We start from the raw sequence: 13,480 nt of genomic DNA, 5'->3' as shown, positions 1-13,480 counted from the left end.
TGATGTTAGCTTATTTTATTCCAAACAAACACATTGACTTTTATACCTACAGGGGGTATATTAAATTTAACAGATGACATACAAATAACGATTCATTATAAATCTATGAAGCAAAAGGAGGCATTCACTGAGATGGATAACAACAAAAAAACGACATTAGGTATTACAGGTATGACTTGTGCTGCATGTGCGAACCGCATCGAAAAGAATTTAAATAAAATGGAAGATGTCAAAGCAAATGTCAATGTTACAACTGAGAAAGCAACGATTGAATATAATTCAGATAATACTTCACTAGATGCTTTAACTCAAAAAATTAAAGATACAGGTTATGATGTTGTCACTGAAAAAGCTGATTTAGATGTCATGGGTATGACTTGCGCCGCATGTTCAAATCGTATTGAAAAAGTACTTAACCGCACTGACGGTGTTGAACAAGCAAACGTCAACCTCACAACCGAAAATGCAACGATTAATTATAATCCAGAAGTGACATCTATAGATGAATTGATAAAAAAAATACAAAACATCGGCTATGATGCAAAAACCAAAGCAGCTCCTTCAGAAAAAAATTCACGAAAAGCACAAGAGTTAAAAGGAAAGCGAAACAAATTAATTGTTTCAGCCATACTTTCTTTACCTTTACTATTGACGATGTTTATCCATTTATTCGGACTACCATTACCTAGTTTCTTAATGAATCCCTGGTTTCAATTCATATTAGCTACACCTGTTCAATTTATTATTGGTTGGCAGTTCTATGTAGGTGCTTATAAAAATCTGCGAAATGGTTCAGCCAATATGGATGTATTAGTCGCGTTAGGTACGAGTGCCGCATTCTTTTATAGTATTTATGAAATGATAAAATGGTTGAACCATACAAATGATACACCTCATCTGTATTTTGAAACGAGTGCTGTATTAATAACACTTATCTTATTCGGTAAATATTTAGAAAGCCGTGCCAAAACACAAACTACAAATGCTTTAAGCGAATTGTTAAGTTTACAAGCAAAAGAAGCACGTATAATCAGAAATGGCAAAGAACAAATGGTGCCACTAAGTGAAGTTGTTGTCGGAGATTATATCCAAGTAAAACCAGGAGAAAAAATACCAGTAGACGGACAAGTAATCAAAGGTATGACTGCGATAGACGAATCTATGTTAACTGGTGAATCTATCCCTGTTGAAAAAACATTAAACGATAATGTGATAGGATCAACAATGAATAAAAATGGTACCATTACAATAGAAGCAACGAAAGTAGGAAAAGACACTGCTTTATCTTCTATTATTAAAGTAGTCGAAGATGCTCAAGGTTCAAAAGCACCTATACAGCGTTTAGCTGATACGATTTCTGCCTACTTTGTCCCTATTGTCGTAGGTATTGCTATACTCACATTTATCATTTGGATTGCTTTTGTCCAAACTGGTCAATTCGAACCTGCACTTGTAGCAGCAATCGCTGTATTAGTGATAGCTTGTCCATGTGCATTAGGTCTCGCAACACCTACTTCAATTATGGTGGGTACTGGCAAGGCTGCTGAAAATGGTATTTTATTTAAAGGTGGCGAGCACATAGAACGTACACACCAAATTGATACAGTCGTTCTTGATAAAACAGGAACTATCACAAACGGTAAACCAATTGTGACGGACTTTGATGGTAATGATGAAACACTACAACTTTTAGCTAGTGCAGAAAAAGATTCTGAACATCCACTAGCTGAAGCAATCGTCAGTTATGCAAAGGATAAAGGCATCGATTTATTAGAAACAGCATCTTTCGAAGCAGTGCCAGGACACGGTATTCAAGCAATGATTCATAACCAAGACGTATTAGTCGGCACACGTAAATTCATGAAAGATGCTCATATTGATGTTTCAAAGTATGAAGATAATTTAGTCAAATATGAATACGAAGGTAAAACAGCAATGCTCATTGCTATTAATCAAACACTACAAGGTGTGATTGCCGTCGCCGATACAGTCAAAGATTCTGCCAATGAAGCGATTCAACAATTGCACGAATTAGGTATTTCCGTAACAATGCTTACAGGAGATAACGCGCGAACAGCACAAGCAATTGCTAAACAAGTAGGTATAGACGCTGTAATTGCAGAAGTATTACCAGAAGAAAAAGCTTCAAAAATCAAAGAACTTCAAGATAATGATAAAATTGTTGCTATGGTTGGAGATGGCGTTAATGACGCACCAGCACTAGTTCAAGCAGATATCGGTATTGCTATTGGAACAGGTACAGAAGTAGCAATAGAGGCAGCTGATGTTACAATTTTAGGCGGAGAATTATTATTAATTCCTAAAGCAATCAAAGCTAGTAATTCAACGATAATTAATATCAGACAAAACTTATTTTGGGCATTTGGCTATAACGTTGCTGGTATTCCTATCGCAGCTTTAGGTTTACTTGCACCTTGGGTAGCTGGCGCAGCAATGGCATTAAGCTCAGTAAGTGTGGTAACAAATTCACTCAGATTAAAACGAATGAAATTATAACGCAACTTTGTAATAATAATAATAATAATAAACATCCTTGATTTAAGGAGGTGATTCCTATGGCAACAGAAACAATTAAAGTTGATGGCATGAGCTGTGATCATTGTAAACAGGCAGTAGAATCTGCACTTACAAATCTAGATGGCGTATCAACGGCTGATGTGAACCTTGATGCTGGTAATGTTGAAGTTGATTTTGACGATAATAAAGTTACAATGACAAGCATGAAAGATGCTATCGAAGATCAAGGCTATGATGCTAAATAACCTGCACATTCAAAAAATGAGGGCTGAGACGAAATCAAACGTCTTAGCCCTATTTTTATATTACATATTTAATTAACACGAAGCTTACTATCACCAGTATATATTACCTCTAATGTTGCATCTAGCGCATCTACAATAAGATTTTTTACAGCTGCATCTGTATAAAAAGCAATATGTGGAGATAGAATGACATCTTGTCGTTCTATCAATTCAATTAATATTGCATCATCTAATTGTGTATTGCGTTGATCACTTGGGAATAGCCCTTTCTCACCTTCATAAGTATCTAATGCTGCACCTATTATTTTCCCACTATTTAATGCATCTATAAGGGCTTTTGTATCAACAATCGTACCGCGCGCACAATTAATAAACACGGCACCTGTTTTCATTTCTGTAAATACTGCCTCATTAAACAAATATGTATTTTCCTTTGTCGCTGGAATATGTACAGTTACAATATCTGCATCTTTAATCGCCTCACTCATACTTTCTTTATATGTTAAATACGCTTCACATGAGACTTGAGGTTCAATATCATATGCTACTACTTCTGAACCAAAACCTTCTGCAAAAATCTTACCTACAATAGAACCAATACGACCTGTACCAATAACTGCAACTTTTAAATCTTTTATAGAACGTGACAAAATACTCGGTTGCCATCTAAAATCATATGCTGCAGTTTTATTTTGTATATCATTAAAATTTCTAATTAAATTTAATGCTTGAGACACAGTATATTCAGCGATAGAATGCGGAGAATAAGAAGGTACATTGGTTATAACTAGTTCATATTGCTTAGCTAACTCAAGATTATAACTATCAAAGCCAGCACTTCTCTGAGCAATTTGCTTAATACCATAATCATGTAATTTCTGATACACTACTTCATCTAATTCAATTTGTTGTGACAACGATACCCCATCAAAACCTTCAACACGATCTACTGTTTCCAAAGATAATATGTCACTATCTAAATCTACTTTCACCTGATTTTTTTCTGACCATTCATTAATAAAAGGGATATCTTCTTCTCTGACACCAAAAAGTTTAATGCTTTTCATTGATCATTTCACTCCTATTCTGCTTCATATAAATGTTTTAATGATTGAATGCGTTCTGCCGCTTCCATTAAGCTATCATCATCCACTGCTAATGAAATACGTACATAGTTCTGCCCATGTTCACCAAATGGAATACCTGGCGCAACTAAAATGGACTTTTCTTTTAATAAATATGTTTCAAACGTTTCACCATCATAATGTTTAGGTGTTTTTAACCATAAAAATATGCCACCATTCATCGGTTCAAAAGGGATACCTGCTTCATTCAATTTAGCTGTAAACTTATCTCTTCGGACTTTAAATATTTCATTTTGGCTCACAAGGAAATCATCATAATAATTTAAAGCAAATGTAGCCGCATCTTGCAGTGCACCAAACATACCAGCATGCGTATGTGTTTGATATTTTTTCAATGCTTGTATCATATCTGTATTCCCTACAGCAAAACCAACTCTAAAACCTGACATATTATATCCTTTTGATAAAGAAAACACTTCTATTGCTAAGTCTTTAGCACCCTTTGATTGTAAAATACTTGGATTTTTATAATCAAAGCCAAATGCACTGTAGGCAAAATCATGAACAATTTTAGTTTTTGTGCCTTGAAATTGTGCAATTGCTTTATCAAATACATCTTTTGTAGCAACTGAACCTGTAGGGTTATTTGGATAAGTTAGATAAACTAAGCGTGTATTCAATAAGACGTCTTTATCTATCATATGCCATTGTGGTAAATAATAAGGTGGCTTTAACACAAGTGGTTGTGGCTTAGCATCTGCCAACAATACACCTGCTAAATAATCTGTATAACCTGGATCGGGAAGCAGCACATTTTCACCCGGATTAACGATACATGTAGGCAAAGCGACTAAGCCGTTTTTCGTACCATATAGAATACAGACTTCTTCATCCTTATCTAATTCAACATCATATTGTCTTTTATAAAAATCGACGATTGCTTGTTTGAATGTTTCTTTCCCATGAAAAGCGACATATTTTTGATTTTCAGGTTTATAGATGGCTTCTGCGTAGCAATCAAGGATACCTTTAGGCGTTGCGCCATCAGGTATACCTACGGCCATATTAATCAACGGTAATGGCCCGGGCTCTATTTTACGTCCCATCGTTTTACCAAAGTAACTATCCGGAATTTGTGATAACCGATCTGATATTACCATTAAAAGTCCTCCTTAAAATAAAAAACTATATGCCTCATAAGTGACATATAGCTCTCACATGACACTTATCTATCAAGTATTCCACTTGTTGAATGTAGCACAGTACTTATGATAATAGATAAGTCTGTTGCTGAAGTTTCAACGGGTCAAGTCCCTCCACTTCTCTGGATAAGTCACTTTATAATTAAATTAATATTAATTTTATCAGAATATTCTAACATGTCAATATAAAAAAAAGAGTGACTCAAGCGAGTCACTCTTATCTATATCACCAAACACAACACGTTCAGTGCTATAGATTTTACCACCAACCGTGGTTTTTACGGAATTCTAACGCTGCTGCTTCAGAACCGTAACGTTGTTTAGCGTAGTTTAACATACCTTTAGTTTGATCAGCTACTGAACCAGTACCCCATGATTCCTTAGTTTGACCTAAGCCTCTATATCCTGCTGGGTTAACCGCATTTGGATTACCACTTGATTCAGGCATTACAATTGAATTCCACATAGCTTCTGATCCACCAGCAGCTAAGAATTGTGCTTTAACTGATCCACCAGTTGAAGCCGCAGATGCTTGAGCTGTTTTATATGTTTGCGTAGCTGCACTTGTTTGTGCTGTTTTAACATTTGTAGTTGCTGAAGCTTTTGGTGCTTCTACTGCTGCTGGAGCAGTATATGATTGTTGTGAACGTACTTCACTTGCTGATTTTTCATTTGTGTTGACACTTACTTCTGAACTTACATCTTGTGTAGTATTAGGTGTTGAAGCTTGCGCACCAACTGCATGGTATTCCCATGACCATGTGTTACCGTCAGATGTAAAAGTAAACTCGTTACCACCTAGTACAAAATTGTAGTTATATGCACCAGCGTGTAATGGTTTTTGATCTAATTCAGCTGAACCATTTAATGCTAATTCTGCTAAATGTGCTTTGTCGATGTTTTGTTCTGAAGCGTGAGCTTGATTGTTGTCAGATGCTGCTGCATATCCTGTTACGCCTAATGCTACTGCTAATGATGAAGCTAAAATTGATTTTTTCATAATAAAATAAATCCTCCAAATTTAATTTTTAATAAAATATATTTTCGATAATTTTTTTGTCGTATTTGCTAAAATTCTTTAAATTTTATGTTTTGTTTTTTGACCATAGTTAATATACCATATATTTTTATCAATCATATTACACTTACATAACAAAACTTTACAAAAATTGTTCTGATTTGTAACATTGCAATCTTTTGTAATTGCTTTATACAACATTCTCAAATAATCAATTTTGCTTTTATTATTTATAATTATTGATATAAAAGAATGCTATCTCTTGATTTGCTTCATTTTTTATATAGTCTGAAAAATTACAAACAACCTTATTGTTACATAACTGTAACAATATATTTCGATACATTTTTTATATATTGGGGTCATACTTGCAAATTATTTTGTGCAAAATTAAAAAGGCCTTTGATTTGAGGCCTTTTTAATCTTTTTACTTATATATTGATAATGCGCATTTTTAATATATTACAATAAGCAAATCTATATCTTCACTTATTTTATGCTAGGAACTTAAATACTTCTTTATCATATAATTTCAAAACTTTCATATAGAATATATGAATTAAGAAACCTATCATAAACGGAACGACAAAAAATGCGATAAATACATATAATAGATTAAGTAGTAATGGGGCTTCCATATGTTTAAATGCGCTGATGGGACCTACCAACCCAATAATACCAAAACCAGCAGATTCTTTGGTACCAGCAATACCTAACAACGCGCCAAAAAATCCAGTGATAATCGCATTGGTGAAGATGGGTAATAAAATAATAGGGTGTCGAACCATATTGGGAATCATCATTTTAACACCACCCAAAAATATTGTAATAGGTACGCCTGATCTGTTTATTTTCATCGTACCTGCGACGAGAACACCTTCACATGCTACAATGCCTAATGAGGCTGAACCTGCTGCTAAACCACTAATACCAATGGCTAGTGCTGTCGCCACGGTAGAAATTGGTGAAATAATTATAAAACTAAAGACAAGTGCAATAAGCATTGACATAATTATGGGTTGTAATTCTGTAAATGTATTAACTAAGTTACCAATACCAGTCGTAATTAATTGTATGTATGGCAATAACGTCAAACCAATCAAACCTGAAATAACACCAACGATTGTCGGTAAAATAATCAATGTCAGACTACCAAAGCGTTCACCGATTACCAATATTAAAAATACCGCAACTGCTGCTGTTATCATTGTATTAATCAAATCTCCCACGCCGACAAGTACCCACACGCCATCTTTAAATTGTGCAACACCACTTCCGACAAAAGCCGAACTAGCAACTACAGCTGTCGCTAAAGGCGTTAAACTAAAGCGCATTGCAATCAAAGCTCCTACCAATAGCGGAACTGTAAATTGAATACCTAAAACAACCTGTAGTAAAGATTCAAAAACGGCATATTTCGGCGCTAAAAGTTTAAATACCTCACCTAAAATAGCATTAGGTATGAGCCCAGCAACAATTGCAATTGCTACGCCAGATAATACATTATTAATAAATTGTTTCGGACTTACTTTGATCATTGTGTGCCTCCTATGTTGTGATAAATAAAATATACCATATTATCGCAATTTTCAGAATATTTATTTTTGTACATTCTATATAAAAATACAGTTAATCATATCATTACAATTTCCAATTCATTCCTTATGTTCACTAAACACAAAAATTACACAAAAAAAAAAACGGATAGACGTCCATTGCTTTTTAATGAACTTGTCTATCCGTAGAATGTCATTGCTTTTTAAAATAATATTTAGCGCTAATGTCGAAAGTAATTGTTATGTTCCAATACACACGTCGTGTTTGCTAAATCATATTGTTAAAAACATTTTATTTTGCTTCCATTAATTCACGCGTCAATACGAGACCTTGCGTTGCATTCTCAAAAAATTCTAGTTTTTGAAGTGTGTTTTCTTCTGGCAAGTGTTGCTCAAATTGCTCCCATATCCAAAAGGCAATATTTTCGGCTGTTGTATTCATAGATGGTAATGTTTCATTAACGAGTTGACCATCCAAATAAGTTGCGATTTGTTTATTATATATTTTATCGACTTCATTAAAATCTAATGCCAATCCAGTATCGTTTATTTTAGATAAAATTTCAATATTGAACTTATAGTGTTGATTGGCTAAATCTTTGTGCGCTGTTTGACTAAAATATATTCGATTATCACAAGTAAATTCATAATAATTTTTAATAAGTACTGCATTACTGCGATATTTAAATTGTTCAGGTGGTTGAACTTGATCAAAATTTGTCATATTAAAATCTCCTTTTCAACATTATATTTATCTATACCCTTTCAGTTAAAATATATGAGTTCTAATGTTTTTAATATTACGTTTTAGGCTATAGAAAAATAATTGAATTATTAAGAGTAAAGGAGCTTTTTATGACTATTCAAATACAACGTATTTATGAAAAACCACTTAAAGAAGGCGTACGCATACTTGTAGACCGCGTTTGGCCACGAGGAATCTCAAAAGATCAAGCTAATTTAGATCATTGGCTAAAAAACATTGCACCAACATCCGAATTAAGAAAATGGTTTAATCACGATCCTCAACTTTACGCTGCATTTAAAGAAAAATACGAGAAAGAATTGCGTGAAAATAACGATCAAAAAGAAGCTTTTAATGAATTACAAGATATTGTTGCTAACAGTAAACAAGATGTCATTTTGCTTTATGGTGCAAAAGATGAAAAACATAATCAAGCGGTTGTGCTACAACAATTATTACAATAAGGTGTGAATATGATGGCTCAATGGCATATCGACATAAATGATTCACCTGTCCAGACACTCATGCTCCAAGACGAGACCCTTGCAAAACTTATAAGACAAATTGGCAATGTAGAAATAACACTGCGCCCTAATCCGCTAAAATCGTTAATTCGTTCTATCATTGGACAGCAAATTACAAATACTGCCGCTTCAGCAATTTTCCAAAGATTTTCGGAAGCAATCCACAATCAATGGACTGTTGCATCGGTGTTAAATTTATCTGAAGTACAAATGAAACACATAGGTCTTTCTAAAACTAAAATAAACTACATTCAAAATTTGCTAGTGCATATAGAACAAAATAAACTCGATTTTACTAATTTACATGAATTAGATGATGAAACTGTAAAACAAGTTTTAACACAGGTCAAAGGTATTGGTCGTTGGACATCAGAAATATTTTTAATATTTACATTAAAGCGTGACAATATACTGCCTATTTTTGATGTGGGGTTACAGAGAGCTGCTCAATGGCTTTATCAAACTTCAAACGCTGAAAGAAAAAACAACTCTCTCTATGTGCAAAACGATGGCATCCATATGCTTCATATGGGGCGTTTTATTTATGGGAAGCAATTCATCAAAATTTATTAAATTACGACTCTATTGACTCACTTTTAGACGAATCATCTTCGTAATACGTTGAGCTTAATATTTTAATTATAACTAAAATCATTCTATATTACGTTACGCTATCACTACGGTAACATCGCATTATTAGGATAAAGCGTGGATGGTATAATACATTTTCTCAACAATTATTTCTTATACAGACTCTCTTCACCATTAGGTAACGATTCTATAAATTTTCTAGGGTTTTCCGCATACTCATTTCCAACACCACCTTCCATTCTTTGAAAATGTAGATGCGGCCCTGAAGTTTGAGAACCAGTATTACCAGAAAGTGCAATGATTTTTCCAGCTTTAACTTTTTCACCAGGTTCCACTTTAAATTCATTTAAATGCATATACCATTGATGATGTACACCATCTTCTTCCATAATCTGCACTACTTTGCCACCTAAATCATTTTCAAAAGTTCTGGTTACTTTACCATCTGTCGCTGCAGTTACTGGCGTGTTTTTAGCTATGCCATAATCAATGCCATAGTGTTTACCGTCGAAGTCATTATATTTATAATCACCAAAAGATTCAGTCTCTCTACTTATATTAAAAATGCTTCTATCTGTCTTTCCACTATCTTTATTTCCATCATTTTGTTGTACTAAATTTTCTCTTACATATCGTTGTACAGTATCTATATTTGTTAATAATAGTATTAACGGCACTAATACAATAACTAATAATAATATCGTTTTAAATGTATTTTTCACTATCCGATTCACCTTTTAAATTATGATATTAATATCATAATAAATGCTTTTATCTGTATTTTGCTAATTATTCAACTTAAAATCATCTCATACTTTCGTATTAAATAACTGTAATGAAAATATTAAAACAACTTTTGCAATATAGATTTACTCAAGTCAAACACGAAAATTTTATATCATTAACATAAAGAAAACGTCAATTTCTATATTGCTGCGCTAGAAATTGACGTTTATTTTTAGTGACAAATACTTATATCCCATACTTTTCTTTATCGTATTAACAGAATTCAAAAAAACTTATCCCTAAGCTCTTACAAATGTTACAAATCAATATTTTCAAAATTTAGAGAATAATGGCTATCCATAATTCAGCTTACACGTTATAACTTTTTAACATATGTTCCATCAAAGTCCAAACACGTTCAACATCTACAGCCGTAGCAAAATATGCATTTTTTTCTTTGTTTGTGACATTATTTAAGTCGACTGACATTGTACCGTATGTGAGCGAACTTTGATGTTCTATGTCGATGTGTGTCTGCTGCATAGTAAATAAGTCAGGTTGCAATAAGTATAAAATTGTACACGCATCATGAATAGGACCCCCATCCATATTAAAATGTGTTTTATAAGTAGATTTGAAAAATTCTAGTAGTTCAACAACAAATTTAGATATTTTATTATCAATGCTACTAAATCTTTGAATTACTTCATCTGTTGCTAAGACCTGATGAGTCACATCTAACCCAAAAACATTTATGTTAATACCACTTTCAAATACTCGTTTAGCAGCTTCTGCATCCACCCAAATATTAAATTCAGCGGTAGGCGTCCAATTTCCGAAAGTGCCACCTCCCATAATTGTAATAGAATCAATTGATTGAGCAATACTAGGGTCTTTGATTAATGCAGTCGCAACATTTGTAAGTGGACCTGTTGCAACAATTGTTACAGGATCAGCGCTTTGTTTTAATGTCTTAATAATTACATCTGCAGCGTGATATTGAGTTGGTTTCAACGATGGCACTTCAGGTAATTTAGGTCCATCTAATCCCGAATCGCCGTGAATTTCCGAAGCGAAGGAAGCAGGTTTTATGAGTGGACGCGAAGCACCTACAGATACTTCAATATCTCGTCTTCCCATAACTTCTAATACATTAAGTGCATTTTTGGTGTTTTTTTCAACTGCTTGGTTTCCTGCTACAGTGGTCACGGCCAATATATCAAGTGTACTATATTTCGCACCTGCTAGAATTAAAGCTATCGCATCATCATGACCTGGATCACAATCCATGATTATCTTTTTAGTCATTTAACACACTCCAATCGTCTTATGTATATTAAATATGAATAAAATCAATTTTATCTAAGTATTATTTTGTAATAAATATTTTATCATTTAGCATCACTACTCTAATTACAACGGCATTGTTTCATTTATTAAGCTTTCTTTTTTTACTACTGTTAAACCTATCATACTACTTTTCTAGTGGTTTTGCTTTTTATTTTCCGAAAATTCACATAATTTTATAGAAATATCACATTTTTTGTATGAATTATGTTTGCTGCATTTAAAAAAACTGGTAAGTTAGTATCATTACACAACTTGAGGTGGTCTTTAATGCGAGCAATTTTAATTGGTATATTAGCTGCTTTCTTTTTTTCTATTACATTCATACTAAATCATGCAATGTCTAGCAAAGGTGGCAGTTGGCTTTTTAGTGCGTCACTACGCTTTATTTTTATGTTCCCTTTTTTGTTAATGATGGTTATTTGGAACCGTAAAGGGCGTCATCATATTATTTTATTGCATATTAAGCAAAATTTTTTCAGGTGGTTATTGTGGAGTTCACTTGGTTTTGTCTTTTTTTATGTACCCATAACTTTTGTATCAAATTATAGCCCAGGTTGGCTTATTTCTGCGACATGGCAATTAACCATTATTTGCGGTCTTTTTACAGCTCCATTTTTCTACACATATATACAACAAGGACAATCCACAATCAAAATGAGAGAACGTATCCCGTGGCGTTCACTTGCTACATCTAGCATTATGATATTAGGTGTTATCATTGTACAAATTCCGCACATTTCGAATATAGAATTACATATTTTCCTATTATCTGTCATACCGTTGATGATTGCAGCATTTTGTTACCCTTTAGGCAATCGTAAAATGATGGTGGTTGTTGGCAACGATTTAAATACGATCGAACGGATATATGGCATGACCTTAGTCACCTTACCATTATGGTTGATTATTTTTCTGATTGGAGTAGCTACTCAAGGGCTACCCTCTTCAAATCAAATCACGCAAACTTTTTTAGTTGCGATTTTCTCTGGTATCATAGCAACAACATTATTCTTCTATGCAACGAATATAGTGAAACATAACCAAACTAAGTTAGCTGCTGTTGAAGCGACACAAGCGATGGAAATCGTTTTTACATTAATTGGCGAAATGTTACTTTTAGGCTTAGCGTTACCAAATATGTTAAGTATTGTCGGTATTATTATCATCACATTAGGTATCATTATTTATTGTTTTTTAAATAGTAAAATAAATGATCGTAAAATAGAATTGAAATAAAATCAAAGCTAGTTATGTTAATTGACAACTTGTTCGTAAAGCAAGATAATTTGTCTAATGATAATAACAAATATAGAGGTGTAATTAATTGACTCATACTCATATAGATCCCCGTATTATAAGAACTAAAAAATTATTAATGGACGCTTTTCGTGAAATTGCAAAAGAAAAAAAGTTAGTATCAATTACGGTTAAAGATATTACCGAACGTGCCACTGTCAATCGCGCTACCTTTTATGCTCATTTTTACGATAAATATGACATCATGGAATATACACTGTCTGAAACAATCTTAAAAAATTTAAATCAATCGCTCAATATGGTTACAGAATTAAATGAAAAAGCACTGTGCCAATGTTTTATTACAATTACTAGTTATATCCAAGATACTCATGAAGAGTGCCGTCTAAATAGTGAAGCATATGGGGAAATTGTCGAGAAAAGAATTAAAGAAGAATTAGAAGATATTTTTTTAAAATTAATGTCTGATGAACACAAAGATATAGATAGAGAGACACTTGCTACAAGTGCACGTTTTCTATCATGGGGATTATACGGCATCGCTAAACATTGGTTCCATTCGAGTAATTTACCTGCTGAATCATACATCAACAAGTCATTACCCTTCATTACATCCCAACTTTCAAATCAAAAATAATTCGCA

Annotated in this window: 13 protein-coding genes and 1 riboswitch; of the genes, 6 read left to right on the top strand and 7 right to left on the bottom strand. The window is 33.3% G+C overall.

From position 1 onward, the window contains the following. Positions 1-132 precede the first annotated feature (132 nt). Together KA856_RS02135 and copZ are read left to right on the top strand one after the other, a co-directional pair. Positions 133-2,517, top strand: coding sequence for a heavy metal translocating P-type ATPase (locus tag KA856_RS02135; RefSeq protein ID WP_119535427.1), 2,385 nt, complete (start codon positions 133-135; stop codon positions 2,515-2,517). Between the two features lie 59 nt (positions 2,518-2,576). After that, the gene (copZ, locus tag KA856_RS02130) at positions 2,577-2,783 is read left to right on the top strand and encodes a copper chaperone CopZ (protein WP_107384339.1); all 207 of its coding nucleotides are present in this window, start codon (positions 2,577-2,579) and stop codon (positions 2,781-2,783) included. Positions 2,784-2,851: 68 nt separating this feature from the next. On the opposite strand, the gene KA856_RS02125 is transcribed toward copZ, so the two are convergent. The 5 genes from KA856_RS02125 to KA856_RS02105 form a co-directional block, all read right to left on the bottom strand. Further along, on the bottom strand, positions 2,852-3,850 hold the full coding sequence (locus KA856_RS02125; RefSeq protein ID WP_210138485.1) for a D-lactate dehydrogenase: 999 nt from the start codon (positions 3,848-3,850) through the stop codon (positions 2,852-2,854). Positions 3,851-3,864: 14 nt separating this feature from the next. Further along, on the bottom strand, positions 3,865-5,028 hold the full coding sequence (locus KA856_RS02120) for an aminotransferase class I/II-fold pyridoxal phosphate-dependent enzyme (protein WP_210138484.1): 1,164 nt from the start codon (positions 5,026-5,028) through the stop codon (positions 3,865-3,867). A 62-nt stretch (positions 5,029-5,090) separates the two neighbouring features. Beyond that, a riboswitch (SAM riboswitch) is annotated at positions 5,091-5,203 on the bottom strand. Between the two features lie 126 nt (positions 5,204-5,329). Continuing rightward, positions 5,330-6,070 carry an aggregation-promoting factor C-terminal-like domain-containing protein gene (locus KA856_RS02115; protein ID WP_107386263.1) on the bottom strand — a complete coding sequence of 247 codons (741 nt, stop codon included), beginning with the start codon at positions 6,068-6,070 and terminating at the stop codon, positions 5,330-5,332. 512 nt (positions 6,071-6,582) lie between these two features. Next, entirely contained in the window at positions 6,583-7,626 is a 1,044-nt protein-coding gene (locus KA856_RS02110; protein ID WP_107386658.1) for a PTS sugar transporter subunit IIC, read from the bottom strand. A 310-nt stretch (positions 7,627-7,936) separates the two neighbouring features. Then, positions 7,937-8,368 carry a 6-carboxytetrahydropterin synthase gene (locus tag KA856_RS02105; protein WP_107385313.1) on the bottom strand — a complete coding sequence of 144 codons (432 nt, stop codon included), beginning with the start codon at positions 8,366-8,368 and terminating at the stop codon, positions 7,937-7,939. A gap of 131 nt (positions 8,369-8,499) precedes the next feature. Here KA856_RS02105 and KA856_RS02100 point away from each other — a divergent pair, with 131 nt between their 5' ends. After that, positions 8,500-8,853, top strand: coding sequence for a DUF488 domain-containing protein (locus tag KA856_RS02100; RefSeq protein WP_107385312.1), 354 nt, complete (start codon positions 8,500-8,502; stop codon positions 8,851-8,853). Positions 8,854-8,865: 12 nt separating this feature from the next. Continuing rightward, positions 8,866-9,486 carry a DNA-3-methyladenine glycosylase family protein gene (locus tag KA856_RS02095; RefSeq protein WP_245336586.1) on the top strand — a complete coding sequence of 207 codons (621 nt, stop codon included), beginning with the start codon at positions 8,866-8,868 and terminating at the stop codon, positions 9,484-9,486. A gap of 164 nt (positions 9,487-9,650) precedes the next feature. On the opposite strand, the gene KA856_RS02090 is transcribed toward KA856_RS02095, so the two are convergent. Next, positions 9,651-10,226 carry a M23 family metallopeptidase gene (locus KA856_RS02090; RefSeq protein WP_107504751.1) on the bottom strand — a complete coding sequence of 192 codons (576 nt, stop codon included), beginning with the start codon at positions 10,224-10,226 and terminating at the stop codon, positions 9,651-9,653. A gap of 373 nt (positions 10,227-10,599) precedes the next feature. Continuing rightward, complete coding sequence (locus tag KA856_RS02085; protein ID WP_107504477.1) at positions 10,600-11,538, bottom strand: nucleoside hydrolase; 939 nt, start codon at positions 11,536-11,538, stop codon at positions 10,600-10,602. Positions 11,539-11,847: 309 nt separating this feature from the next. Here KA856_RS02085 and KA856_RS02080 point away from each other — a divergent pair, with 309 nt between their 5' ends. Together KA856_RS02080 and KA856_RS02075 are read left to right on the top strand one after the other, a co-directional pair. After that, positions 11,848-12,816, top strand: a complete 969-nt coding sequence (locus tag KA856_RS02080; RefSeq protein ID WP_107385749.1) for a DMT family transporter — start codon at positions 11,848-11,850, stop codon at positions 12,814-12,816. Positions 12,817-12,904: 88 nt separating this feature from the next. Then, the gene (locus KA856_RS02075; protein ID WP_107385748.1) at positions 12,905-13,474 is read left to right on the top strand and encodes a TetR/AcrR family transcriptional regulator; all 570 of its coding nucleotides are present in this window, start codon (positions 12,905-12,907) and stop codon (positions 13,472-13,474) included. The last annotated feature ends 6 nt before the right edge of the window (positions 13,475-13,480 follow it).

The organism is Staphylococcus sp. GDB9P120P (genome assembly GCF_017893435.1).
GTDB lineage: Bacteria > Bacillota > Bacilli > Staphylococcales > Staphylococcaceae > Staphylococcus > Staphylococcus cohnii.
The sequence above is the reverse complement of the archived record's forward strand: the minus strand, read 5'-3'. Positions and strand labels throughout refer to the sequence as shown.

Excerpts from the sequence above, each read along its gene's own strand:
- copZ (WP_107384339.1), top strand. The coding sequence starts at position 2,577 with ATGGCAACAGAAACAATTAAAGTTGATGGCATGAGCTGTGATCATTGT.
- KA856_RS02085 (WP_107504477.1), bottom strand. The coding sequence starts at position 11,538 with ATGACTAAAAAGATAATCATGGATTGTGATCCAGGTCATGATGATGCG.
- KA856_RS02110 (WP_107386658.1), bottom strand. The coding sequence starts at position 7,626 with ATGATCAAAGTAAGTCCGAAACAATTTATTAATAATGTATTATCTGGC.
- KA856_RS02080 (WP_107385749.1), top strand. The coding sequence starts at position 11,848 with ATGCGAGCAATTTTAATTGGTATATTAGCTGCTTTCTTTTTTTCTATT.
- KA856_RS02105 (WP_107385313.1), bottom strand. The coding sequence starts at position 8,368 with ATGACAAATTTTGATCAAGTTCAACCACCTGAACAATTTAAATATCGC.
- KA856_RS02100 (WP_107385312.1), top strand. The coding sequence starts at position 8,500 with ATGACTATTCAAATACAACGTATTTATGAAAAACCACTTAAAGAAGGC.
- KA856_RS02095 (WP_245336586.1), top strand. The coding sequence starts at position 8,866 with ATGGCTCAATGGCATATCGACATAAATGATTCACCTGTCCAGACACTC.
- KA856_RS02125 (WP_210138485.1), bottom strand. The coding sequence starts at position 3,850 with ATGAAAAGCATTAAACTTTTTGGTGTCAGAGAAGAAGATATCCCTTTT.
- KA856_RS02115 (WP_107386263.1), bottom strand. The coding sequence starts at position 6,070 with ATGAAAAAATCAATTTTAGCTTCATCATTAGCAGTAGCATTAGGCGTA.
- KA856_RS02135 (WP_119535427.1), top strand. The coding sequence starts at position 133 with ATGGATAACAACAAAAAAACGACATTAGGTATTACAGGTATGACTTGT.
- KA856_RS02120 (WP_210138484.1), bottom strand. The coding sequence starts at position 5,028 with ATGGTAATATCAGATCGGTTATCACAAATTCCGGATAGTTACTTTGGT.